Origin of the sequence: Acidovorax sp. 56 (assembly GCF_002749705.1) — a bacterium.
Taxonomy (GTDB): Bacteria; Pseudomonadota; Gammaproteobacteria; order Burkholderiales; family Burkholderiaceae_C; genus Acidovorax.
Window position 1 is genome coordinate 448,006 of the sequence record NZ_PEEV01000001.1, and the last position, 22,460, is coordinate 470,465.

Below are 22,460 nucleotides of genomic sequence, written 5' to 3' on the forward strand. Positions count from 1 at the left end.
GACAACTGGCTGTTTGGCCGCATTGCCGATAGCGGCTGGTACCAGTCAACCAGTGGCCGCCCACCCCTCCAACCCGATCTCAGCAGCAACGCCAGGACGGCGAAAGCTGGGCACACTCGATGTGTTCAGAACATGAGCCGTAGATACCAAACGACCCTCAGGCGTTAGCGCACCAGATGGTGCGTGTGGAGACTACGCTGGCGGTTTCTTGGCGCGTGACGCACTTCGCTGCGCTGATTTGCACAGCCGCTGGGGTGCATGTCCGCAAAGCCCAGCGCATGCTGTTCTGCATCGCGGGGGCATGGACGGTACTCTAGAGAAAATATGGCTCTCTTCCGTTTCGAGTGGAACGCTACATTCCCCACTGGAGTGAAGGTCAGGCCCTTGCCTTTTGCAAAGGACTGCCCGGCAGGTGAGTGAGCTTGCCAGCGATCAGGAACGCCATGGCGATGAAGTGGTCGGCGGTTGCATAGCCGCGGGCTTTAGCCTTGGCCGCCTGCGGTAGTGAGTTCACAGCCTCCACATAGCCTGTGTGCAGATGAGAGGCATCAAACGCCTTGAGGATTCCCGCCCAGTGCTGCTGGATAGTCTTGGCTAAGTCCTGCATGGGTTGCAAGCGGCAACGCTGTGCCCAATGCAGCCATTTCTTGAGTGCCTGGGCGCGGGTGGCGGCATCCGCTTGTGAGTTGCGGTAAATATCTCGCAGCGCCTCCTTCATCCGCCACGCCCTGGCGGTCTTCAGTCGTGCGTGGGGCAGCCAATCCATCTTTGCCTGCTCTTTGTCCGTCCACCTGGCTTTGTCCTTGAGCCAGCACCAGCGGGTCTTCTTGAGCCAGCGCTCGCCCTTGGCTTCTTCCCTGCGAACAGCATCAACTGCCCGATTGGCCAGCTGCACCACATGGAATCCATCAAAGGCAATCGCCGCCTGGGGCAAGTGCTGGCCTGCTCCTGCGATGAAGGCCTTGGACATGTCCATACACACCACCTTGATGGCCTCAGGTCTACCTTGGTGACTCTTGATGTCTTGGGTAAACCTTTGCACCGTGCTGGCATCCTTGCCGGGTGTGGCATAGATCAGCCGCGCTTGCTGCAGGTCGTGCACCAGGGTGATGTAGCTGTGGCCTTTGGCGCAGCTGGTCTCGTCAATACCGATGACGGTCACATCCGCGTAGCTCTCTTTGGCCCGCGCCAGGCCGACGTGGGCATCGATCTGGCGCCACAAGGCGTTGTCCGCGCAGCGCAGGATGCGCGCACATGCGGCCACCGGCATCTCCCGGGCCAGTGTGAGGGCCAGCGCCTCGAACATGAGCGTGAAACGGCTGCCCTCACGCGCCCAGGGAACACTCAGCTGGCTCGTACAGCCGCAGGCGCTGCATGACACGCGAGGCAGCGCGCAGTGCACATAGGCTTCAAACTGAAAGAAATCCAGATGCCGCCAGCTGCGCTGGCGGTGGTCATGCAGCTTCTGCTCAGTTGCGGCGCAAGCGGGGCAGGTGGCATGGCTGGATTGCCAGACCACGTACAGGTCGATGCGCCTGCGCTCTACATCCAGTGCAACACGCTCCACAACCCAGGGCGCAGCCAGCCCCAGCGCTTGGCAGAACAACGCTTCTTGCATCGGCAGGCTCCTCTTCAGCGGGTGTCAATGGATTTATTTGTACTGTAGCGTTCCACCCGAAACGGAAGAGAGCCGAAAATATGCCGCTATCGCATATGGATAGAGCGCTAGGTGCTATGGAAGTAATAGCGTTTTGGCTGTGCGCCATACCGCCTGTGCTATCCACCCCAGAGCCTCTGCACCGCCTGGGTATACGCCGGTATGCCCACCACGATGTTGAGCGGAAACGTCACCCCCAGGGAAAGGCTGACGTACAGCGATGGGTCGGCTTCCGGGATCGCATAGCGCACCACGGCTGGCACGGCGATGTACGACGCGCTGGCCCCCAACACCATCAGCAGCACCGCATCGCCCGCCGGCACCGCGGCCAGCCATGCCAGTCCCAGGGCCAAGGTAGCGTGGGTGATGGGCGCCAGCACCGCGTAGGCCAGCAGCCAGGGCGACTGCTTGCGCACCGCAGGCAAGTTGCGTGCGGTAGACAGTCCCATGTCCAGCAAGAACAGGCACAGCATGCCCTTGAACAAATCGCCCGAAAACGGTTGCATGGCCACCTTGCCCGCATCGCCCGTCACCAGGCCAATCACCATGGCACCGAGCAGCAGCAGTTGCGTGCCGTCGGTGAACGACTCGTGCAGGATCTTGCCGACAGACAGGTTGTGGGGCCCCTTGTTGCCCAGATGAGCGCCACCGCTGCCCATGCCCGCAACGCCCAGGGTGGCCGCGCCGCTGGCGGTCATGCCCACCACTTGCGTGGTGGCCACTGCCTGCTGTTGCCGCAGCGCATTGGCCAGCAGCACCGCCAGGATGATGGCGGGTGATTCCATCAACGCCATCGCGGCGGCCATGTAGCCGCCGTAGGCGATGTGTTGTGCCTCCAGGTACTGCGTGGCGGTCACAAAAGTCACCGCGCTCACCGATCCATATGTCGCCGCCACGGCTGCGGCGTTAAAGCCCGACAACACGCGCCGCAGCAGTGCATAGCCCACCAGGGGCACGACCACCGCCAGCAGCGTGGCCAGCCCCAGGCTGCTGGCCACGCTGGGTGTAAAGCCTGAGGCTGCCAGCGCAAAGCCGCCTTTCAAACCCAGTGCCATGAGCAGGTAAATCGACAGAAATTTGGAAATGGCTGCGGGCATTTCCAGGTTGGATCGCACCAAGCCCGCAAACACCCCCAGGGCAAAAAACAAGATCGCGGGGTCCAGCAGGCTTTGCATTTTTCTTCTCCGAAACGATGGCAGAAACCCGATGCTAGGGACGTCTCAGTGCAAAGTAAAATCGATTTAAATGCAGTTATGTATAGATAAAAATCTATGAACATCACTTTTCGCCAACTGCGCCTTTTCCTGGCTCTGGCTGAGACCGGCAGCGTCAGTGCCGCCGCCAAGGTCATGCATGTCACGCAGCCCACGGCGTCCATGCAGCTGCGCGAGGTGACGCAGGCCGTGGGCCTGCCCTTGTACGAGGTGGTGTCGCGCCGCGTGCACCTCACAGAGGCGGGGCAAGCCCTGGCGCGCACGGCGCGCGCCATTGCGGGCGAGTGGGATGCGTTTGAGCAGCGCGTTTCAGGCGCCAAGGGCCTGACCAGCGGGCGCCTGAAGGTGGCCGTGGTCAGCACCGCCAAATACTTTGTGCCGCGCTTGCTGGGCAGCTTTTGCAAGCTGCATCCGCACATCGACATCTCGCTCGAAGTGCTCAACCGCGACCACGTCATCACCCGTCTGCGTGCCAACCAGGACGATCTCTACGTGATGTCGATGCCGCCCAGCGATCTGCCGCTGGAAGACCATATCCTCATGCCCAACCCGCTGGTCCTCATCGCCCCCGCAGGCCATCGGCTGGCCGCCAAAAAGCGCATCCAGATCGATCAATTGCAGGCCGAGCGCTTCATCTTGCGGGAGAAAGGCTCGGGCACCCGCATGGCCACCGATGCACATTTGCGCCAACTTGGCTTTGCGCCCAGCGCCGTGCTGGAGCTGGGCAGCAACGAAGCCATCAAAGAATCGGTGGAGGGCCAATTGGGCGTTTCCATCGTCTCGCGCCACGCCCTCGGGGCCCATCACGAGGGCCTGGCGGTGCTCAATGTGCAGGGCTTTCCCATCCAGTCGCAATGGCACTTGGTGTGGCCCAAGGGCAAGCAGTTGTCGCCGATTGCACAGGTGTTCAAGGGCCACTTGATGGAGGAAGCGGCGGGGTGGATGGAGGGCCGCTGAATGTGTGGGCCTGAGCTGGGGGGATGTCTCCGGTCGTGCGCTGCTTCGGCTCCATTTGGATCGCAGTTGCTGCGTGCGCCATCTGCACTTACGCGGGTGCCCCGGATCACAGAAATATATGAATGATTTTGGCTGCTAGCGCTTATTCTTTAAGCGCTAGCAGCTATTTTTTTGATAGTGATTCAGGCGCATCAGCCACCGTAGCCAGGATGCCCCCGAGCCCGAAGTCAAAACGTGTGCAGCACCCCGGCTGTGATGCCCGTGGCGCGGTCTGGGTTGGCCACCCCTTGGTAGCCCGCGCGCCACTGGGTGCGGTCCAGTTCGGCATACAACTTGGTGCGGCGCGACAGCTTGTACTCGGCAAACACCATGGCGCGGGTGTAGCCGTCGGCTTGCAGGCCGGTGCGCTGGCGGTTCATTCGATACACAGCGGCGGTGAGGTCCACCGCATCGGTCACCGACCAGGTAGCGCCAGCGGAGTGCACACGCTGCACCGTGCGGGCGGTGGCAGAGGTGTCGCCCTGGTGGCGTGCGGTGTTGACGGCCAGGCGCACGCTGCCCCACTGGTACGCCGCGCCCAGCGTGCTGGCTTGCAGCGGCAGCTCGCTGGCCGTCTTGAAGCGCTGGTGCGCCCCGGAGACGACCCAGCCTGCGTTGGTGTAGGAGAGGCCTGCACCGACGGAGGACTGGGCCGAAGCACGGCCGGTGTTTTCGCCAAAGCTGTACATCGCCCGGGCGGTGAGTGGGCCGAAGCGGCCGGTGTACTTGAGTGCGTTGTCCAGTCGGTAGGAGCCGCTGGTGGAGCCTGCCGCACCGTACTCCACGCCCAGGCCGTGGCTGCTCAGGGCGGCCGTGGCGATGTTGGGGTTGAACGAGGCGAAGCGCATGCCCACCGGGTCCACCGGGCTGATGGCATCGGCCAGCAGGTTGGTTTGGCGCCCAGCGGTGACTTGCCCCCAGTCGCCGCCCAGCCCCACGGTGGATGCGCGGTCGAAGAACTTGTTGGCATTGGCGGGGCTGCCGGTGTCCAGGTTCAGCCCAGTCTCCAGGTTGAAGAGCGCATGCAGGCCGCCTCCCAGGTCTTCGCGGCCGCGCAGGCCAAAGCGGCTGGTGTTGTTGACACCGCTGGCCACGCTGCTGACCGATCCGCTGCTGGGTGCGTTGGCTGCCGTCATGCCCGTGCTGTGGCGCACGCCGACATCGGCAATGCCATAAATGGTGAGACTGCTTTGAGCTAGCGCGACAACAGGTGTGGCGAGTGCGGGTGTGGCCAGGGCGGCGGCCAGGGCCAGGTGCTTGGGGGTCATAGGTCTCCTTGTTTTTGAATGTGGCTGCGGTCTGGGCGCAGCGCAGCGCCGCACCAGGCTGTGCTGGTGCGCTGTGGCTGATCGGTTGGGCAATGGGTGGCGCCAACAGCGCGCGCCGGGTGCGGCCGGTGCGCAGGACGTTGGCGCTGGGGATTGGGGGCAGGGCGCTTGGCGCAGGGCGCAATGGGGTCGCGCCCCAAGGTCAGCGGGCTGCCGCTGGCTCCATGCCGGTGCTGCGCACGATGGCGGCTGCTGCGGGGGCGGCCAGGAAGCGGATCAGGTGCTGGGCCGCCTCGGGGTTCTGTGTGCCCACGGCCACCCCGGCCGAGAAGAACACCCGCTGCTGGACTTCATCGGGCAAGGCACCCACGTAGTCCAGCTCCTTGAACGGCAGCAACTCGCTGACCTGCTGGAATCCGATCTCTGCATCGCCGCGCGCCACCACGGTGCCCACGCGCTCGCTGTAAATCTTGGTGGCCTTGTCCTTGATCTGCTCGGCCACACCCAGGCGCTGGAACAGCTCGGTCGAGAGGTAGGTGCCGCTGGCGCTGGCCGAGTAGGCGATGGACTTGGCGTTCAGCAGGGTTTGCTTGAGCGCCTCCACCGTGCTGATGTCGGGCTTGGGCGTGCCCTTGCGCACACTCATGCCAATCATCGAACGGGCCAGGTCCACACGGCTGCCGGGTTGCACCTTGCCCTGGGTGATGAGCGCTTCCAGCCCCGAGTCGGCCAGGATGACGATGTCGAACGCCTCGCCCCGGGCAAAGCGGCTGGGGATGGAATCGGGGGCGGTGCCCATGGAGGCGCCCCGCGCCGTGACCACCTTGTGGCCGGTGGCCTGCTCGTACAGCGGAATGAGCTGGTCGTAAGCGGCTGAGAAGCCGCCCGAGGTGATGACGCGGATCTCTGCTGCTTGCGCGCTGGACGGTGTGGCCGCGCCCAGGGCCAGGCCCAGGCTCAAAGCAGCGCCCAGCAGGGCTCCGATGACCCGACGGCGGGGCTGGGTGTGTGCGGTGGTGGTTGGAAGGGTTTGCATGGTTTGTCTCCGGGTCGTTGTTGTTGTCTGCGGGTTGGAATGGGCGGCTGAAGACGGCGGTGGAATGCCGCCGCTCGGGAATCAGTCGGCGGTGATCTTGCGCTCGCGGATGATGCGGCTCCACTTGGTGTTCTCTGCCGCGATGAACTGGCCCAGCTCCTCACGGGTGCCCGGGGCGGCTGTCTGGCCGTGCTTGAGCAGGTTCTCGCGCACCTCGGGGCTGTTGAGCACTTTCACCAGCTCGGTGTTCCAGCGGTCCAGCAAAGGCTTGGGCGTCTTGGCGGAGGCCACGAACGCGTACCAGTTGGTGGCGTTGAAGCCTGGGAAGGTCTCTGCCACGGTGGGCACGTTGGGCAGGTAGGCTGGGCGGGTCAGGCCTGTGGTGGCCAGCGGGATGAGCTTGCCCGATTCAATATGGGGCAAAGCCGTGGGGGGCGCCGCGTAGAACGAGGCCAGACGGCCGCCCAGCACGTCCTGCAGTGCGGGGGCGCCGCCCTTGTAGGGCACATGCACGGTATCGATCTTGGCCACGTCATTGAGCAGCTCGCCCGCCAGGTGGGCGGCGGAGCCGGGGCCGGTGGAGGCAAAGTCCAGCTTGCCGGGCTCGCGCCGGGCCTTGGCCACAAACTCGCCCAGGGTCTTGATGCCCGTGCTGGCGGGCACCACCAGCACGTTGGGGAAGGTCACGCCCATGGTGATGGGGGCGAGGTCTTTGAGCGGGTCGTAGCGAACGCTCATGAAATGGGGGGCAATGCTCAGGGGGCCGATGGAGCCAAACAGCAGCACCGTGCCATCTGCCGGGCCTGCTGCCACCTGGGCGTGGGCCAGGTTGCCCCCGGCGCCGGGCTTGTTGTCCACGATCACACTTTGGCCGATGTTCTCGCCCAGCTTCTTGGCAATCACGCGGGCGGCGATGTCTGCCGAGCCACCTGCCGCAAAGCCCACCACCAAGGTGATGGGCTTCTTGGGCGGGAAGTCTTGGGCTTGCGCGGCGGTGTGGGCCAGTGGGAGGCAGGCCGCAAGGGCAGCTGCCGCGATCAAGGGGCGTCGTTGCATGGTCAATTCCAGAAGGGGCCGAAACACGGTCGGCCGTGCGAAAGGCGCCAGTCTAGGTAGCGCGCAATAATCTGTGAATTGCAATTTATGAAGCGACTATTGCATGCAGCGCATTAAATTCGACCTGGGAGAACTGCAGGCCTTTGTGGTGACGGCAGAAAAAGAGAGCTTTCGGTTGGCGGCCGAGGCCTTGTGCCTGTCTGCCCCGGCCCTGAGCCGGCGTGTGGAGCGGCTGGAGCTGGCCCTGGGGGTGCGCTTGCTCGAGCGCACCACCCGCAGCGTGGCGCTGACGGCCGTGGGGCAAGAGTTCTTGCTGGAAGCGCGTGCGGCCCTGGTGGGGCTGGACGAGGCGGTGCAGCGCGTGAGCGACCAGGTGCAACTGCGCCGAGGGCGCGTGGCGGTGGCTTGCATCCCCTCGGTGGCCACCCATGTATTGCCCCGCGTGCTGCGCGCCTTTGCGGTAGCCCAGCCCGAAGTGCAGGTGCATGTCATCGACGAAAGCGCCAGCCAGGTGCTGGACGCGGTGCTGCGGGGGGAGGCAGATTTTGGGCTGAGCTTTACTGGCAGCCAGGAGTCGGCGCTGCGCTTTGAAGCGCTGACCCGCGAACGCTATGTGCTCGCCATGCCGCGCAACCACCGCTGGGCTGGGCGCGAAGATGTGGCCTGGTCAGAGCTGGCCGGGCAACGCCTGGTGTCGGTATCGCGTGACAGTGCCAACCGGCTGCTGCTGGACCAGGCCACCGCCGACTTGCCCGAGCGACCTGTGGCCTGGTACGAGTGCAACCATGTCGCCGGGGCCCTGGCGTTGGTGGAGGCGGGGTTGGGCCTGGCCGTGCTGCCGCAGCTGGCGTTGTCGTCCGATTCGCCACGGGTCTGCGGTGTGCCCATGACGGCACCTGACCTGTGGCGCACCCTGGGGCTGCTGCAGCGGCGCGACCGTGTGCTGGCCCCGGCGGCTGAAGCGCTGCGGCAGCGGCTGCTTCAACTGCGTGCGGTGGATTGAGGGATGGGCACGGTGCGCCATGGGGAGGCAGGCCTGGCGTGCATCGGTTGACCCTGCGTTAACGCATTCTTTACAAAATAGCCAGCGAATTTCCTGCCGAAATGCTTTTTGGTAGCCTCCGCGATACGCCGGTGTAACGGAGTGCAATGGCATGAGAATTTTGCGGCGCCTCGCATAGGCTACGCCCCTCTTTACACACAGAGGGCTTTCCGTGAATCTTCCAGAAACCAAAAATCCATCCAACATCTCTGGTCTCTTCATGTTCTCCAAAACCACCACTGCAGCGCTCTGCGCTGCAGCACTGTGCGTGCTGTCGGCATGCGGTGGTGGAGGCGGGGGTGGCGATACCAGCCCGACCACTCCGGTCACGCCTGGCAATCCAGCCACCCCAGGGGACACCACCCCCGTGACCCCGACCCCAGTGGCGGATGCCGGCTGTAGCGAAGACGGCCATGTGATGACGGTGGCCGGCAACACCGCCCAGATCGACGCCAACGTGTACCACACGGACGGAACTACGGTCATTGCCACCCAGCAGCGCAAGTTCGCAACGTCCAATGGCGCGAGCTTTCGCGGCAGGACGGGCCTCTTCCTGGTGAACCAGGTCAACACCACCACCTACAGCAATGTGGCCATCAACGGATCGTTTGGTGGCGCCGTCATGACGACGACCGAGAACAATTATTCGAGCGTCGTTGGCGATGTGCGGCAGACCTATGGATTGACCGTATCGAATCTGTTCCAGGGCGCCACCACCACAGCCAGCAGCTATTTCACGCCGTATGCGTACACCGGCGGCCCGGTGAGCCCGGCTCTGAATACGCCTTATGTGGCCAGCTTCTCCACCACCACAGAAGTCGGCGGCACCGCACAGCCTGCGCTGGCACAGACCAGCACCACCACCTACTCGGTCGAGTCGGTGACGGTGTTGGCTGGCACTTTCCCTGCGTGCAAGATCAAGGTCGAAGTCACGGGTGGTGCGACCACCGGCAACGTCAGCTACGCGTGGCTGGTGGCCTCGGGCCGATACAAGGGCTTGTTCTTGCGCTCGGCCAATGCCAACGGCGTGAAGACCTCAGAAGCCACGCGCCTGCTGCTGAACGGCCAGTAAGCCGATCAGCCTCCGGCGTTGACCGGGCTTGCAGTGGTGCCTTGTTGGGGGCTGCTGTGCCCGCAATCCAAAGCAAAAAGCCCCGCATGCACAGGCATGCGGGGCTTTTTTATGGGGGCTCTGATCTGTCACATCTAGCCGTACTCAGGCGGCTTTGGCGGCCTCTGCCCTTTGCGCCCCAGGTCGGCCAATGAAGTAGGGCCCCAGCGGAATGTCGGTGCGTCCCGTTGCCATCAGCTCTGCCATGGTCTCGCCCACACCGGGGCTGATGGCAAAGCCCTCGCCATTGAAGCCAAACGCGTAATGCAGCCCCGGCACCTTGGCGCTGGGACCCATGATGGGCTGCCAGTCGGGGGTGTAGCCTTCAATGCCGCTCCATACGCGAATGAGTTGCACATGCTCAAAAGCAGGCACAAAGCGGCGCAGTTCGCGCAGCTGGCGCAGGATGTTGTCGGGCTTGGAGTAAGCGCGGATGTGGTCTGCATAGGCCGGGCCTTTGAGGCCGCCGCCAAACACAATGTTGCCGCGCGATATCTGGCGGAAGTACAGCCCCTCGTGCTCTATGGGCGATGACAGCCCGATGGACGGGCCGATGGCGTAGGGCAGGGGTTCTGTCACGCCCATCTGGGGGCCGCGCGGGTCCAGGGATACGCCTTCGCCAAACTGCTCGGCCATGCGGTTGGACCAGGCACCACAGGCCACCAGCATCTGCGGCGCACGGTAGCGGCGGCCGTCAGCCGTGTGGGCGGTAAAACCGTGGCCGTCGTGCTCCACCTTCAACACCTCAGCGTGCTCCACGATGTTCGCGCCTGCGCGGCGCGCAGCGCGGGCAAAGGCAGGGCCCGCCAGGCGTGGGTTGGCGTGTCCATCTTCGGGTGAGTACGAGCCTGCCACCACCCCCGGCGCAAAAATGCCCCAGCGCTTGCGCAGCTGCTCGGCCGTCTGCATCTCCAGGCGCAACCCGTAGGGTTTCACGTCGTGCGTGTGTTTTTCGATGATGGCAGCCTGCTTTTCGGTGTAGCACACGCGCAGGTGGCCGTAGGGCACAAACTCCGCGTCTTCGCCCAGCAGGTCCTTGATGCGGCCCCACACCGCACGTGCGCGGTTGGCCAGGGGCAGCTGGTGCAGCTCGCGGCCCTGGCGGCGCACGTTGCCAAAGTTGGTTCCACTGGCTTGGCGGCCCACCAGCTCGCGCTCCAGCAGCGTGACGGACTTGCCATGCTGGCGCAGAAAGAACGCGGTGGTGGTGCCCATCAGGCCACCGCCCAGCACCAGCACGTCGCTCTCCTGCGTGGTGGATGGGGTCGTGTGAGGGTGTGCGCTGCTCATGGCTGCACCTCGCGGGTGTTCATCATCAGGGGTTTGACGGGGGCTTGCGAGCGCAGGCGGCCCACCTGTTCGATAGGGATGCTGCAGGTGTGTGCGATGACCTCGGCGGCTGCATGGCCGCAAAAGCGCCCCTGGCAGCGACCCATGCCGACGCGGCTGAAGGCCTTGGCGCGGTTGACTTCCTGGCTGTCCAGCTCGGTTGCGCAGCGGCGCAGCTCGCCCGCCGTCACGGCTTCGCAGCGGCAGACGATGGCGTCATCGGGCAACAGGGCGGCTTGCGCATGCGGCCAAGGAAAGGCATGCACCAGCCCTTGGCGGAAACGGTCCATGTTGGCCAGCGTGCCGCGCAGGCCAGGGGCCTGGTCGCGGTAGGCCACTTGCCCTGTCGCGTGGCCTGCGTCACTCAGGGCGGCCAGTGCCGCCAGTCGGCCCGCCGCCTCGGCCCCATCGGCGCCCAGGATGCGTGTGCCGTCGCCCGCCAGGTAGACGCCCCTGGTGGTGCTACGGCCATCTTCGTCGATGCGCGGCAGCCACTGGCGGCTCAGGGGCTCGAACGCAAATTCGCACTGGGCCAGGTCGGCCAGCTGGGTTTCGGACCGCAGGTGCCAGCCCAGGCCCACCGCGTCGCATTCAAAGCGCTGGATGGCACCCTGCGCGGTGCGCACCGCCACGGCCTGTACGCCCAGGGCATCGTCACCGTCAATCTGTACCGGAGTGATCCCTTGCAGCACCGGCACGCCCGCAGCCCGCAGCCCGCGTATCAGCCCCAGACCACGCAAAGCCAGCGTGGGGCGGGCGAGCAGACCGGTGATGGCCTTCCAGGGTTTGCTGGCGGGCGCGGTGTCCAGCACGGCGACCACTTTGGCCCCGGCTTGCACGTACTGCGACGCCACCAAGTAAAGCAACGGCCCGCTGCCCATGAAAACCACTTGCGAGCCAATGGCACAGGCCTGGGCCTTGAGGGCGATTTGCGAGGCGCCCAGGCTGTAGCAGCCTGCGCGGTGCCAGCCGGGCACGGGCATGAGCCGGTCGGTGGCGCCAGCGCACAAGATGAGCGCGTCATACGCCAGCGTGGCGGGCTCACCCTGGCTCACCACATGCAACTCGCCTGCTGTGTGGTTCCAGGCCAGGGTGTCAGGCCGGTAATCGATGTGGGGGCGCAGGGCTTCAAAGCTGCTGTGCAGGGCCTGGGCTTTGGCCGCTTCGGTGCCGTAGAGCTTGCTGTAGGGGCGCTTGAACCCTTCAGGCTGGCGGCGGTAAATCTGGCCACCGTCGCGGCGGCTTTCGTCTACCACCGTGGGGCGCAGGCCTGTCTCGACCACCGCTTGCGCGGCGCGCACGCCGGCGGGGCCGGTGCCTACGATGACGATGCGGGGGGCTGTCATGCGGTGCCCTCGCTTGCCGGTGTTGCCCGCACGGGCAGGGGTTGCCCATGGCGTTGCAGCGATTCGGCCAGGTCTTGCGTCACCGGCCAGTGCTGGGCCGGGGGCTGTGTCAGCACCGCCATGTTGGCGGCCACGGGGGTGGAGCAGGCACGCAACCGTTCGCCCTGCGGTGTCCACACCCAGCAGTCCTGACACGCGCCCATGAGGCAAAAGCCCGCACGGGGGCCATCGCCAAATTCGCTGTCGCGGGCGCGGCGGCCGTTGCACATCAGGGCCACCAGCAAGGTGTCGCCCTCCAGTGCAGTGCAGGGCTTTGCATCGATGGTGAGAGGGACGGCGGGCCGGTTGGCCTCGGCCAGCCGCACAAAGCGCGGCGGTGGGGTGTATTCCATTTCTAAATCATCCGTGTCGTTGTTGCTTCGCCTTGCCGTGCTGCAGCACTGTCTGCGGCTTCGCGCCTAGACACAAATGATTTGGAAGTGGAATAGGCGGGTGCAGGCATGGGGTGTTAGCGATCAGGTCAGCGCTGGTGCGGAAACAGGCGCTCGATAGGGCAGTGCGTCTTGATGAAGGGTGACTTGATGACGATGTAGCTGAAGTACTTGGCAATGCCCAGGTTGCGCTCCAGCAGGTCTTCGATCACTTCCTGGTAGTGGTTGACGCCACGGGTCAGGAAGCGCAGCAGGTAGTCATACCCGCCGCTCACCAAGTGGCATTCCAGCACCTCGTCCACCTCGCGCAGCGCGGCCTCAAAGCGGGCAAAGTCTTCGCGGCGGTGGTCAGACAGGGTGACTTCGGTGAACACCGTGAGCGTGTCGCCCAGCTTTTCGAGCCGCAGGTGGGCACCGTAGCCTGCGATGTAGCCCGCCTGCTCCAGCCGCTTGACGCGGATGAGGCAGGGACTGGGCGACAGGCCTACCGCGTCGGCCAAATCCACATTGGTCATCCGGCCGTTCTTTTGCAACTGGCCCAGAATGCGCAGGTCCAGGCGGTCGATCTTGAAGGCTTCGTTCATCATGGTGTGCAGGGGCTTGAAGAAAAGAGTGCATCCATTCTGCGGCTGCGCAGGGGGCTGTAGCGATGTGGTTTACACGTGTTCTTTCGGTACGCTTCAGTCTTTCAAGGCGGCCCGCACATCGGGTGCGGCCAGCACATCGTCCAGAGTCTTCTTCAGGCGCTCAAACATCAGGCCGAAGTCCGACTCGGTGAACGTGAGCGCGGGCGCAAAGCCCAGGATGTTGTCGCCAAACGCACGGAACACAATGCCATTGCGGTAGGCCGTGGCGGCCATGCGGGTGGGCAGGTCCAGCGCGGCATCAAACCCCGTCTTGGTGGTTTTGCTGCTCACCAGCTCCAGTGCGCCCAGCAGGCCACGGTGGCGCGAATCGCCCACCAGCGGGTGGGCCAGCAAGTCGTCCAGCCCCTGGCCAAACGCGCGGGCCACGCGCTGGCCGTTGGCCAGAACGCCGCCTTCTTCGTACAGGCGCAGCACCTCCAGTGCCACGGCGGCGCTCACCGGGTGGGCGGAGTAGGTGGCGCCATGGCCAATGGGGGCACCCTTGGGAGCGCCATCGGCAATCGCCGCGTACACCTTGTCGCTCATCAGTGTGGCGCCCATGGGCACATAACCAGAGGTCAGGCCCTTGGCGACGGTCATCAGGTCGGGCTCTACGCCCTCGGCGTCGCACGCAAACATGGGGCCTGTGCGGCCAAAGCCGGTGATGACTTCGTCGACCACAAACAAGATGTCGAGCGCACGCGCGGCCTCGCGCATGGCCTTGAGCCAGCCCTTGGGCGGCACGATGACGCCGCCTGAGCCCTGGATGGGCTCGCAAAAGAACGCGGCAACGTTCTCGGCACCCAGCTCGGCCACCTTGGCCTTCAGGGCTGCGACGGACGCATCGATGATGGCTTGCCCATCGGCCGGGTTGGCGGCGCGGTAAGGGTTGGGCGAGGGGATGTAGTGCTGCGTGGGCAAGGGCAGGTCAAACCCACGGTGGAACACTGGCAGCGCCGTGAGGCCTGCGCCAGTGGACGACGAGCCGTGGTAGCCGCGCTCCAGTGCGATGAAATGCTTCTTGCCCGGCTTGCCCAAGGCGTTGTAGTACTGCACGATGAAGCGCACGGCCGCATCCACCGATTCAGAGCCGCCCAGCGTGAGGTACACGTGCTGCAGCGACGCAGGCGAGATCTGCACCAGCTTGTCGGCCAGGCGAATGGCGGGCTCGCTGCTGAAGTGGAAGTACCCCGTGGCATAGGGCAGCTTGCGCATCTGGTCGGCAGCAGCCTGCACCACGCTCTCTTGCCCGTAGCCCACGTTCACGCACCACAGGCCTGCGAATGCGTCCAGCAGTTGCTGGCCTTTGCCATCGGTCAGCCAAATGCCTTGTGCGGCGGTGAGGATGTTGGGGCCGCGCTCTTCGTGCGTGCGCCAGGGCGCCACCGGGTGGATCAGGTGGGCACGGTCCAGCGCGTCCAGCGCAGCGAGTTGGGGCAGGGCTTCAGAGTGGGTCATGGCATTGGAGGGTGGTGGGCAAGAGGCTTGCAAAGGTCTGAAATCAAGGGGCGCCGGGGTGTTGCCAACGCGGCTTCATGAAGACAAAGGTTAGGCCGATTGCCCCTCAACTTGGTGCTGCAATTGGGGGGCTTTGGCACAGCAGCCTGCGGTTGTTGCGGGCTCTACAGCAGATCGTTTGGTACGCCCAGGTGTGGTGCGAAGGCGCGTTGCATCGCCCCGAAATGCAGCAGCAGTGCACAAGGTTGAACGCCGATGGCTGCATGCCGTGGCCGCCTTCAGTAGCCGCGTGCGCGGTCCACCAGCCCTGTCATGGGCTCGCCTGCGTGAAAGCGGTGCAGGTTGTCGATCACCACCGCAGCTGCACTCAGGGGCTGGGTCATGCTCGCAATGTGAGGGGTGATTTGCACCTGGGGGTGGCGCCACAGTGGGTGCGCGGTGGGCAGGGGTTCGGGATCGGTCACGTCCAGCACGGCTTCGCTGAGCTGCCCCGTGGCCAGGGCGGCCAGCAGGTCGGCGGTGACCAGCTGCGGCCCACGGCCCACATGCACCAGCGCAGCCCCCACAGGCAGACGGCTGAACAGGTCGGCGTTCAGAAAGCCGCGCGTGGCATCGGTCAGCGGCAGCAGGCACACCAGCACGTCGAGTTTTTCGAGAAACGCAGGCAATTCGTCGCTGCCGGCGTAGCAGCAAATACCGTCCATCTGGTGTTGTGACCGGCTCCAGCCTGCGCAGGCAAAGCCCAGGCCTTGCAGTGCCTGCAGCACGGCTTGCCCCAGCGAGCCCAGGCCCAGCACGCCGATGCGGCGCTGGCTGGCAGGGCGCACGGGCAGGGCCTTCCATTCGCCGCGCTGTTGTTGGCGGCGGTACTGGGGCATGTCGCGGTGCAGGTCCAGCACGGCGCGGGTCACGTACTCGACCATGCCTTGCACGATGCCGGGCTCCACCATGCGCACCACGGGCAGTTCGGGCGGCAGGGCGGCAAAGTTGAACTGATCGACGCCCGCACCCGAAGAGAACAACACCTGGAGGTTGGGAAAGCACTCCGAAATGTTCTCTGGCGGCTCCCACGCTGCCAGAAAGCGCACCTTGGCCGGATCGCCCATGTCGGGCCAGATGCGAAAGTCGATCTCGGGCGCCTGGGCGCGGAAGACCTCGGCCCACTGCCGGCCTCGCACCGGGTCAGATTTGTAGACAAAGGTGGCGGAGGGCAGGGGGGCTTGGGGGCTCATGCGATGGTGTGCGGTAGCAAAGACAAAAAGGAGAAATCAGCCCACGGCCTGGGTGACGATGGCGAACAGCTTGGGTGCGTCTGCCGGGTGCTGTAAAGGCGTGCCACGCACCATGGTGGTGGGGGCGTCTACCCGCAGCAAGCCAATGCTTTCCAGCCATTCGGCCAGGCCCGAGTCAAAGTCGATGTCAATGCGGGTGAAGTGACCCGCATTCATGCCCGCCAGGTGGGCAATGAGTGCCTTGGCGCTCTCGGCATCGGGGGCCACCACCGGGCCAATGGCGTGCCCTCGGCCAAAGCGGCGCAGCATGGCAAAGCCTTGTTGGGTGCCGTCATGGTCCAGAACCACGCAGGCATCGGCTTGGGCCAGCAGGTCTTCTATCAAGGCAGGCCGGGGCATGCCACGCGCATCCGTGTCCAGTTGCTGCAAGGCGGCGGCTTCGTTCTGGCCTGCAGGGCGCAGGCGCCAGCCTGAGGGTAGGGCAATCAGCGGGGTGGGCTGCGCCACGCCCTGGTGTTGGCGCACTTCGCCCGTGCGCACAAAGCCCAGCCGTTCATACAAGCCCCGGCCTTCAGCCGTGGCGTGCAGCAGCACCGTGCAGTCCTCCAGGCCACCCAACAGCGTGGTCATCAGCCGGTGGCCAATGCGGCGTCCCTGGCAGGCGGGGGTGACGATCACGAGGCCAATGGTGGCGTGTGCGGGGCCCCAGCGCCAGCGCTGTGCCGTGGCCAGGATCTGGCCATCGCGCTCGGCTACCAGTCCCTCGGAGTGGGCAAACACCTGCTCCCAATCGGTGGGACGGTGGGGCCAGCGCAGCTCCGCCGACAGGGCGTGGGCGCTGGGCAGATCGGCCTCGGTCATGGGGCGCAGCAGCACGCCGTCGTCGGCTGGAGCGGCGTTTTCCAGTGCCGAAAAAGGGGACTTCAAGTGCATGTACGGCAACCTCTTGTCAGTGAAATTGCTGCCTATCTTGGCCGACAACGCGCCAGCACACCAGCGCGAATAAGGGTTTGCCAGCAACTTGCAAGCTTCGTCTGTCCGGCCTGTGGCTTTTGCAATTCGCTGCGGCAGCAGGGGCGCTTACGGCGACAAATGCTGGGGCTTACTGCCTAGCATCAATGACGGATTTGGCTAGGGCTGAGGGGTGCGTTGCTGCAGCTCTTTTTGCACCTGGCCTTGTGGTTGCCTTCCCCGCTATTTCGCTTTCTTTGCCTTCTCATTTTGAGTGCCCGTATGTCGTTATTTGATCCCCGCTCCATCGCTGTCAGTAGCGGCCACTTCATTGGTGGCCGCCTGGTGCAAGACACCCCACGCCTTGGTGTGCTGCGCCCCTCTGATGGGCAAATGCATGCCGACTTGCCACTGGCTGATGCCAGCACTGTGGATGCAGCGGTGCAAAACGCCTGGCAGGCCTGGCGCAGCAGCGACTGGGCGCGCCGAGCGCCGCGTGACCGTGCCCGCGTGTTGCGCCGCTGGGCTGATCTGATCGACGCCGATGTGGCCCTTTTGGCACCGTTGGAGGCCGTGTGCTCTACCCGCCCGGTGCGTGACGCCACGGCTTGGGATGTGCCTTTTACGGCGGAGGGGTTGCGCTTTTTTGCCGAGTACGCCGACAAGCTGGGCGGCGATGTGGCTGCCACGCGGCACGACCACCTGGGGATGGTGGTGGCCGAGCCCTATGGCGTGGTGGGTGCCATCACGCCTTGGAATTTTCCGCTGGTGATGATGTCCTGGAAGGTGGGCGCCGCGCTGGCCGCAGGCAATGCGGTGGTGCTCAAGCCTTCAGAGATGACGCCATTTTCCGCTGTGCGTCTGGCTGAGTTGGCGGTGCAGGCCGGTGTGCCTGCAGGCTTGTTCAACGTGGTGCAGGGCGATGGGCGCACCACGGGCGATGCACTCACGCGCCACCCGCTCATTGCCAAGATGACGTTCACTGGCTCTACGCGTACGGGCGCGGCCATCATGGCCAGCTGCGCGCTGCAAGGCCCCAAGCCTGTGACGCTGGAGCTGGGTGGCAAGAGCCCGCAACTGGTGTTTGACGATGCCCCGGACCTGGACCGCCTGGCGGGGATCATTGCCGGGGCCATCACTGGCAATGCCGGGCAGGTGTGCGTGGCGGGCTCGCGCCTGATCGTGCAGCGCGGCATTGCAGAGGCCTTGGTGGATCGCATTGCGGCCAGGTTTGCTGCATTGCGCCCTGGGGCTACCTGGGATGCCGATGCCACGTTGCCCCCCATCATCTCTGCGCTCCAGGCAGCGCGCATCCTGGACATTGTGGAGCGCGCACGCGATGCAGGCGCGCAAGTGCGCTGCGGTGGTGGTCTGTTTGATGGTGGGCCGGGCGGTGCGTACTTCCAGCCCACATTGATGGAGGGTGTGACGGCCTCCAACCCTGCGGTGCAAGAGGAGATCTTTGGCCCGGTGCTTACGGTGCAGACCTTCGACACCGAAGAAGAGGGCCTAGCCCTGGCCGCGCACGAGCACTATGGCCTGGCCGCCGGGGTGCACACCGCAGACATCGGCAGGGCCCTGCGGGCCATGCGGGACATCTCTGCGGGCACGGTGTGGATCAACCGCTACGGGCGCAGCGCCGACTTCGTCATCCCTACCGGGGGCTACCACCAGTCGGGCATTGGCAAAGACCTGGGGCGCCAGGCGGTCGAGGCCAATTTGCGCTTCAAAAGCGTGCTCATCGACTTTGCTGCAGCGCACTAATGGTGCGGGTCTGCACGCATGCAGTGCACACCGCACGGCATGCCGCAGCCCCCCACTCAAAGCGCAACTTTCTGGCGTGGACAGGGCCCATTTCCCAACATGTTCTGCGCCCTTGCATGCTCCAATGAATTTGTAATAACTCTGTCGCAAACGGTAATTAAGGGATGCGACCCGCTGCGGTCGGTGACCGTTCAAACTGGAATCGAGACCATGACTTTTCGCCCCAAGTACGTGACTTTTGACTGCTACGGAACGCTCACCCGCTTTCGCATGGGTGAGATGACACGTGAGTTGTTTGCAGACCGCATTCCTGCGCAGCACATGGAGCAGTTCATTGCCGACTTCACGGCCTATCGGTTTGACGAAGTGCTGGGCGACTGGCAGCCCTATGAGGTGGTGCTGAAGAACGCCGTGCGCCGTCTTTGCAAGAAATGGAAGATCCAGTACTTCGATGCAGACGGCCAAAAGTACTACGACGCTGTGCCCACCTGGGACCCACACGCGGACGTGCCTGCAGGCCTGGCCAAGGTGGCCAAGGAGATCCCGCTGGTGATCCTGTCCAACGCGGCAGACGACCAGATCCAGAAGAACGTGGCCATGCTGGGGGCCCCATTCCACCGGGTGTACACCGCGCAGCAGGCCCAGGCCTACAAGCCGCGCCTCAAGGCCTTTGAGTACATGCTCGACTCGCTGGGTTGCAACCCGGAAGATGTGCTGCACGTGTCCTCCAGCCTGCGCTACGACCTCATGTCGGCTGACGACATCGGCATCAAGAACAAGGTGTTTGTGAACCGTGGCCACGGCCCGGGTAACCCGGCCTACGGCTACACCGAGATCCAGGACATTGGCGGCCTGCCCGGTGTGGTGGGCCTCTGACGCCCGCAATGGCCCAGCACCCTTCTTTGTATCGCTGACCTGCCCACACCATGAAGCTCGACTCGTACTGGAATGATGCCTTGCCCCTGTGGCCAGCAGGCTCTACGGGAGGCGCACGCAGCCTGCCTGACAAGGTCGATGTGGCCATTGTGGGCGGTGGCTTTACCGGCCTGTCTGCCGCACTGGCCCTGGCCCGCAAGGGCGCCCGTGTGGTGGTGCTGGAGGCTGGTCCCACCGTAGCGCCCGAGGCGTCGGGCCGCAATGGCGGGCATGTCAACAATGGCCTGGCGGTGGACTACGCCGATGTCGCTGCCAAGGTGGGGGTGGAGAAGGCCCGCGCCTGGTACCACGCTTACGACGATGCGGTGAACACCGTGGCGCGCCTGGTGCAGCAGGAGTCCATCGATTGCGACTTTCTGCGCCACGGCAAGCTCAAGCTGGCCACGCGCCCCTACCAGATGGACGCACTGCAACGCAGTGTGGAACGCCTGGTGGCGGACGGTGTGGACACCGATGTGGAAGTGCTGAACGCTGAGCGTGTGCGCGCCGAGGTGCAAAGCGAGCGTTTTCACGGTGGCCTGCTGTACAAGCGCAGCGCGCAGATGCACATGGGCCGTTTTGCCCATGGGCTGGCCCAGGCGGCCGAGCGCCAAGGCGCCACCATTTGCACCAACACCTGTGTCAACCGGCTGGAGCGCGTGCAAGGGCAGGTGCACCGCTTGCACACGGCGCAAGGCGTGGTCACGGCCCAGCAGGTGCTGCTGGCCACGGGTGCGTCGCGCCATGGCAGCTACGGAAGCTTTGGCTGGCTGCGCCGGCGCATCGTGCCCATTGGCAGTTTCATCGTGGTCACAGAGCCTTTGGGGGCGGAGCGTGCCCAGGCCTTGCTGCGCGAGCGCCGCACCTACACCACCATTGCCAATATCCACCATTACTTCCGCCTCACTGCGGACCACCGGCTGGTGTTTGGCGGGCGTGCACGCTTTGCCATCTCCAGCCCGCAGTCAGACGCCGCCAGCGGCGAGATCCTGCGCGCAGGCTTGGCCGAGACCTTCCCGCAACTGGGCCCCGTGCGGCTCGATTATTGCTGGGGTGGTCTGGTGGACATGACCCAGGACCGCTTGCCGCAAGCGGGTGAGCGCGATGGCCTGTTTTATTCGATGGGCTACAGCGGCCACGGAACGCAGATGTCGGTGCACATGGGCGAGCGCATGGCCGAAGTGATGGCAGGCAATGCGGCAGCCAACCCCTGGCAGGGGCGCCACTGGCCCGCCATTCCGGGCCACTTTGGCCCCCCTTGGTTTTTGCCTGCTGTGGGCCTGTACTTCAGGCTCAAAGACCGTCTGGCGTGATGCCGCATTCGCTGACAACCGTATTTGCCCCGCGTGATTTTTCAATAACCACAACCCTGACCCCCACCCCTTTTCAACCAGGAGAGCGACCATGAGCGATAGCCACAAACAGTTCGAGAACCTTGTCGGTCCCAGCGAGAGCATGCGAGTGATGGAATCGCTCAAACGCGGTGCGTCCCGCCGCGATGTGCTCACCATGCTCATGGCCTGCGGTATGCAGGTGGGCGCAGCGGGTGGCCTGGCAAGTTTGGCCACCTCGGCCCATGCGCAGACGCCCAAGCGCGGCGGGCGCATTCGCGTGGCCGGGGCCACGGCAGCCGCCACCGACACGCTGGACCCTGCCAAGCAGTCCAACCAGACCGACTACTCGCGCGGCAGCATGATCTACAACGGGTTGACTTCGCTGGATGGATCGCTCACTCCCCAGCCAGCGTTGGCTGAATCGTTCACCACGCAAGATGCCAAGACCTGGGTGTTCACCCTGCGCAAGGGCGTGGTGTTTCACGACGGCAAAGCCTTGTCACCGGCCGACGTGGTGTTCTCCATCCTGCGGCACAAAGACCCTGCCACGGCCTCCAAGGCCAAGGTGCTGGCCGACCAGATCGAGACGGTGCGCGCCAGTGGCCCCAATGAGGTCACCATGGTGTTGTCCGCCCCCAATGCCGACCTGCCCGTGATCCTGGGTACCTTCCACTTTTGCATCGTCAAGGACGGCACCACCGACTTCAATGCAGGCATTGGCACGGGCCCTTATAAACTCAAGGAGTTCAAGCCCGGCGTGCGTTCATTGATGGTGCGCAATGAAGCCTACTGGAAGCCCGGCAAACCTTACCTGGACGAGATTGAATTCGTCGGCATCGGGGATGAGACTGCCCGTGTGAATGCGCTGCTGTCTGGTGGCATGGACCTGGTCGCCTCGGTCAATCCCCGCTCGGTGGCCCGCGTCAAGAGCACGCCCGGCTACGCCATCTTCACCACGCAGTCGGGCCAGTACTCTGACCTCATCATGCGCAAGGACATGGGCCCCGGCATGAGCCCCGATTTCGCCCAGGCCATGAAGTACCTGTTCGACCGCGAACAGATGAAAAAGACCATTGCGCTGGATTACGCCGTGCTGGGCAACGACCAGCCCATCGACCCAACCAACCGCTTTCACTTCAAGGACCTGCCACAACGCAGCTTTGACCTGGACAAGGCCAAGTTCCACCTGCAAAAGTCCGGCGTCACGGGCAAGATTCCCATGGTGGTCTCGCCAGCGGCCATGTATTCGGTGGAGATTGCACTGCTGCTGCAGCAAGCAGGCCAGCGCATCGGGCTCGACATCGACGTCAAGCGCATGCCTGCCGACGGCTACTGGTCCAACCACTGGCTCAACAGCCCTGTGGGCTTTGGCAACGTCAACCCGCGCCCCAGCGCCGATACCATCCTCACGCAGTTCTTCAAGTCCGATGCGGCCTGGAACGAATCGCGCTGGAAGAGTGCACAGTTCGACCAGTTGCTGCTGGCATCGCGTGCCGAGACCGATTTGCCCAAGCGCAAGCAGATGTATGCCGACATGCAGACGATGATCCACAACGAGGCAGGCATCGGCATCCCGCTGTTCCTGGCCAGCATCGACGGGCATTCGACCAAGCTCAAGGGTTTGTCGCCCATTCCTCTGGGCGGCCTGATGGGCTACTCGTTCGCCGAGCACGTCTGGCTGGACGCCTGACGCG

General features: G+C 64.6%; 19 protein-coding genes. 7 read left to right on the forward strand and 12 right to left on the reverse strand.

All coding sequences use genetic code 11. The features are described from left to right. Positions 1 to 376: 376 nt before the first annotated feature. Both CLU88_RS01850 and CLU88_RS01855 read right to left on the reverse strand, forming a co-directional pair. Complete coding sequence (locus tag CLU88_RS01850; RefSeq protein WP_369827578.1) at positions 377 to 1,618, reverse strand: ISL3 family transposase; 1,242 nt, start codon at positions 1,616 to 1,618, stop codon at positions 377 to 379. Between the two features lie 158 nt (positions 1,619 to 1,776). Further along, positions 1,777 to 2,832, reverse strand: coding sequence for a sodium-dependent bicarbonate transport family permease (locus CLU88_RS01855; protein ID WP_099655136.1), 1,056 nt, complete (start codon positions 2,830 to 2,832; stop codon positions 1,777 to 1,779). 96 nt (positions 2,833 to 2,928) lie between these two features. On the opposite strand from CLU88_RS01855, the gene CLU88_RS01860 reads away from it, so the two are divergent. Then, the gene (locus CLU88_RS01860; RefSeq protein WP_099655137.1) at positions 2,929 to 3,828 is read left to right on the forward strand and encodes a LysR family transcriptional regulator; all 900 of its coding nucleotides are present in this window, start codon (positions 2,929 to 2,931) and stop codon (positions 3,826 to 3,828) included. Positions 3,829 to 4,055: 227 nt separating this feature from the next. Here CLU88_RS01860 and CLU88_RS01865 read toward each other — a convergent pair whose 3' ends face one another. The 3 genes from CLU88_RS01865 to CLU88_RS01875 all read right to left on the reverse strand — a co-directional run bounded on the left by CLU88_RS01865 (position 4,056) and on the right by CLU88_RS01875 (position 7,227). Continuing rightward, the gene (locus CLU88_RS01865; RefSeq protein WP_099655138.1) at positions 4,056 to 5,135 is read right to left on the reverse strand and encodes a porin; all 1,080 of its coding nucleotides are present in this window, start codon (positions 5,133 to 5,135) and stop codon (positions 4,056 to 4,058) included. A 202-nt stretch (positions 5,136 to 5,337) separates the two neighbouring features. Beyond that, entirely contained in the window at positions 5,338 to 6,171 is an 834-nt protein-coding gene (locus CLU88_RS01870; RefSeq protein WP_099655139.1) for a substrate-binding domain-containing protein, read from the reverse strand. Positions 6,172 to 6,252: 81 nt separating this feature from the next. Continuing rightward, positions 6,253 to 7,227 carry a tripartite tricarboxylate transporter substrate binding protein gene (locus CLU88_RS01875; protein WP_099658573.1) on the reverse strand — a complete coding sequence of 325 codons (975 nt, stop codon included), beginning with the start codon at positions 7,225 to 7,227 and terminating at the stop codon, positions 6,253 to 6,255. Between the two features lie 103 nt (positions 7,228 to 7,330). On the opposite strand from CLU88_RS01875, the gene CLU88_RS01880 reads away from it, so the two are divergent. Next, complete coding sequence (locus CLU88_RS01880; RefSeq protein ID WP_099655140.1) at positions 7,331 to 8,230, forward strand: LysR family transcriptional regulator; 900 nt, start codon at positions 7,331 to 7,333, stop codon at positions 8,228 to 8,230. A gap of 406 nt (positions 8,231 to 8,636) precedes the next feature. Then, a complete protein-coding gene (locus tag CLU88_RS01885) occupies positions 8,637 to 9,341 on the forward strand; it encodes a hypothetical protein (protein ID WP_143225924.1) in 705 nt (234 codons plus the stop codon). 144 nt (positions 9,342 to 9,485) lie between these two features. Here CLU88_RS01885 and CLU88_RS01890 read toward each other — a convergent pair whose 3' ends face one another. The 7 genes from CLU88_RS01890 to CLU88_RS01920 all read right to left on the reverse strand — a co-directional run bounded on the left by CLU88_RS01890 (position 9,486) and on the right by CLU88_RS01920 (position 16,735). Further along, entirely contained in the window at positions 9,486 to 10,670 is a 1,185-nt protein-coding gene (locus CLU88_RS01890; RefSeq protein WP_099655142.1) for an FAD-binding oxidoreductase, read from the reverse strand. Next, positions 10,667 to 12,055 carry an NAD(P)/FAD-dependent oxidoreductase gene (locus CLU88_RS01895; protein ID WP_099655143.1) on the reverse strand — a complete coding sequence of 463 codons (1,389 nt, stop codon included), beginning with the start codon at positions 12,053 to 12,055 and terminating at the stop codon, positions 10,667 to 10,669. The genes CLU88_RS01890 and CLU88_RS01895 overlap by 4 nt, the downstream gene beginning before the upstream one ends. Next, positions 12,052 to 12,447 carry a (2Fe-2S)-binding protein gene (locus tag CLU88_RS01900; RefSeq protein ID WP_099655144.1) on the reverse strand — a complete coding sequence of 132 codons (396 nt, stop codon included), beginning with the start codon at positions 12,445 to 12,447 and terminating at the stop codon, positions 12,052 to 12,054. Before CLU88_RS01900 ends, CLU88_RS01895 begins: the two co-directional genes overlap by 4 nt. Before the next feature lie 128 nt (positions 12,448 to 12,575). Beyond that, positions 12,576 to 13,070: an Lrp/AsnC family transcriptional regulator gene (locus tag CLU88_RS01905; protein WP_099658574.1), complete on the reverse strand. Its 495-nt coding sequence runs from the start codon at positions 13,068 to 13,070 to the stop codon at positions 12,576 to 12,578. A gap of 96 nt (positions 13,071 to 13,166) precedes the next feature. Beyond that, positions 13,167 to 14,570 (reverse strand): aspartate aminotransferase family protein, encoded by a 1,404-nt coding sequence (locus CLU88_RS01910; protein WP_099655145.1) that lies wholly within the window; start codon positions 14,568 to 14,570, stop codon positions 13,167 to 13,169. Positions 14,571 to 14,848: 278 nt separating this feature from the next. Then, positions 14,849 to 15,802 (reverse strand): glyoxylate/hydroxypyruvate reductase A, encoded by a 954-nt coding sequence (locus tag CLU88_RS01915; RefSeq protein ID WP_099655146.1) that lies wholly within the window; start codon positions 15,800 to 15,802, stop codon positions 14,849 to 14,851. A 36-nt stretch (positions 15,803 to 15,838) separates the two neighbouring features. Next, positions 15,839 to 16,735, reverse strand: a complete 897-nt coding sequence (locus CLU88_RS01920; protein WP_099655147.1) for a GNAT family N-acetyltransferase — start codon at positions 16,733 to 16,735, stop codon at positions 15,839 to 15,841. Positions 16,736 to 17,035: 300 nt separating this feature from the next. Here CLU88_RS01920 and CLU88_RS01925 point away from each other — a divergent pair, with 300 nt between their 5' ends. The 4 genes from CLU88_RS01925 (at position 17,036) to CLU88_RS01940 (ending at position 22,456) form a co-directional block, all read left to right on the forward strand. Next, entirely contained in the window at positions 17,036 to 18,517 is a 1,482-nt protein-coding gene (locus CLU88_RS01925) for an aldehyde dehydrogenase (RefSeq protein WP_099655148.1), read from the forward strand. Positions 18,518 to 18,727: 210 nt separating this feature from the next. Continuing rightward, on the forward strand, positions 18,728 to 19,393 hold the full coding sequence (locus CLU88_RS01930; RefSeq protein ID WP_099655149.1) for a haloacid dehalogenase type II: 666 nt from the start codon (positions 18,728 to 18,730) through the stop codon (positions 19,391 to 19,393). Positions 19,394 to 19,443: 50 nt separating this feature from the next. Then, a complete protein-coding gene (locus CLU88_RS01935; RefSeq protein WP_099655150.1) occupies positions 19,444 to 20,745 on the forward strand; it encodes an FAD-binding oxidoreductase in 1,302 nt (433 codons plus the stop codon). A gap of 91 nt (positions 20,746 to 20,836) precedes the next feature. Beyond that, positions 20,837 to 22,456 (forward strand): ABC transporter substrate-binding protein, encoded by a 1,620-nt coding sequence (locus tag CLU88_RS01940; protein ID WP_099655151.1) that lies wholly within the window; start codon positions 20,837 to 20,839, stop codon positions 22,454 to 22,456. Positions 22,457 to 22,460: the final 4 nt, after the last annotated feature.

Excerpts from the sequence above, each read along its gene's own strand:
- CLU88_RS01890 (WP_099655142.1), bottom strand. The coding sequence starts at position 10,670 with ATGAGCAGCGCACACCCTCACACGACCCCATCCACCACGCAGGAGAGC.
- CLU88_RS01860 (WP_099655137.1), top strand. The coding sequence starts at position 2,929 with ATGAACATCACTTTTCGCCAACTGCGCCTTTTCCTGGCTCTGGCTGAG.
- CLU88_RS01880 (WP_099655140.1), top strand. The coding sequence starts at position 7,331 with ATGCAGCGCATTAAATTCGACCTGGGAGAACTGCAGGCCTTTGTGGTG.
- CLU88_RS01900 (WP_099655144.1), bottom strand. The coding sequence starts at position 12,447 with ATGGAATACACCCCACCGCCGCGCTTTGTGCGGCTGGCCGAGGCCAAC.
- CLU88_RS01905 (WP_099658574.1), bottom strand. The coding sequence starts at position 13,070 with ATGAACGAAGCCTTCAAGATCGACCGCCTGGACCTGCGCATTCTGGGC.
- CLU88_RS01930 (WP_099655149.1), top strand. The coding sequence starts at position 18,728 with ATGACTTTTCGCCCCAAGTACGTGACTTTTGACTGCTACGGAACGCTC.
- CLU88_RS01855 (WP_099655136.1), bottom strand. The coding sequence starts at position 2,832 with ATGCAAAGCCTGCTGGACCCCGCGATCTTGTTTTTTGCCCTGGGGGTG.
- CLU88_RS01935 (WP_099655150.1), top strand. The coding sequence starts at position 19,444 with ATGAAGCTCGACTCGTACTGGAATGATGCCTTGCCCCTGTGGCCAGCA.
- CLU88_RS01850 (WP_369827578.1), bottom strand. The coding sequence starts at position 1,618 with ATGCAAGAAGCGTTGTTCTGCCAAGCGCTGGGGCTGGCTGCGCCCTGG.
- CLU88_RS01875 (WP_099658573.1), bottom strand. The coding sequence starts at position 7,227 with ATGCAACGACGCCCCTTGATCGCGGCAGCTGCCCTTGCGGCCTGCCTC.
- CLU88_RS01925 (WP_099655148.1), top strand. The coding sequence starts at position 17,036 with ATGTCGTTATTTGATCCCCGCTCCATCGCTGTCAGTAGCGGCCACTTC.
- CLU88_RS01870 (WP_099655139.1), bottom strand. The coding sequence starts at position 6,171 with ATGCAAACCCTTCCAACCACCACCGCACACACCCAGCCCCGCCGTCGG.
- CLU88_RS01940 (WP_099655151.1), top strand. The coding sequence starts at position 20,837 with ATGAGCGATAGCCACAAACAGTTCGAGAACCTTGTCGGTCCCAGCGAG.
- CLU88_RS01895 (WP_099655143.1), bottom strand. The coding sequence starts at position 12,055 with ATGACAGCCCCCCGCATCGTCATCGTAGGCACCGGCCCCGCCGGCGTG.
- CLU88_RS01865 (WP_099655138.1), bottom strand. The coding sequence starts at position 5,135 with ATGACCCCCAAGCACCTGGCCCTGGCCGCCGCCCTGGCCACACCCGCA.
- CLU88_RS01910 (WP_099655145.1), bottom strand. The coding sequence starts at position 14,570 with ATGACCCACTCTGAAGCCCTGCCCCAACTCGCTGCGCTGGACGCGCTG.
- CLU88_RS01915 (WP_099655146.1), bottom strand. The coding sequence starts at position 15,802 with ATGAGCCCCCAAGCCCCCCTGCCCTCCGCCACCTTTGTCTACAAATCT.
- CLU88_RS01920 (WP_099655147.1), bottom strand. The coding sequence starts at position 16,735 with ATGCACTTGAAGTCCCCTTTTTCGGCACTGGAAAACGCCGCTCCAGCC.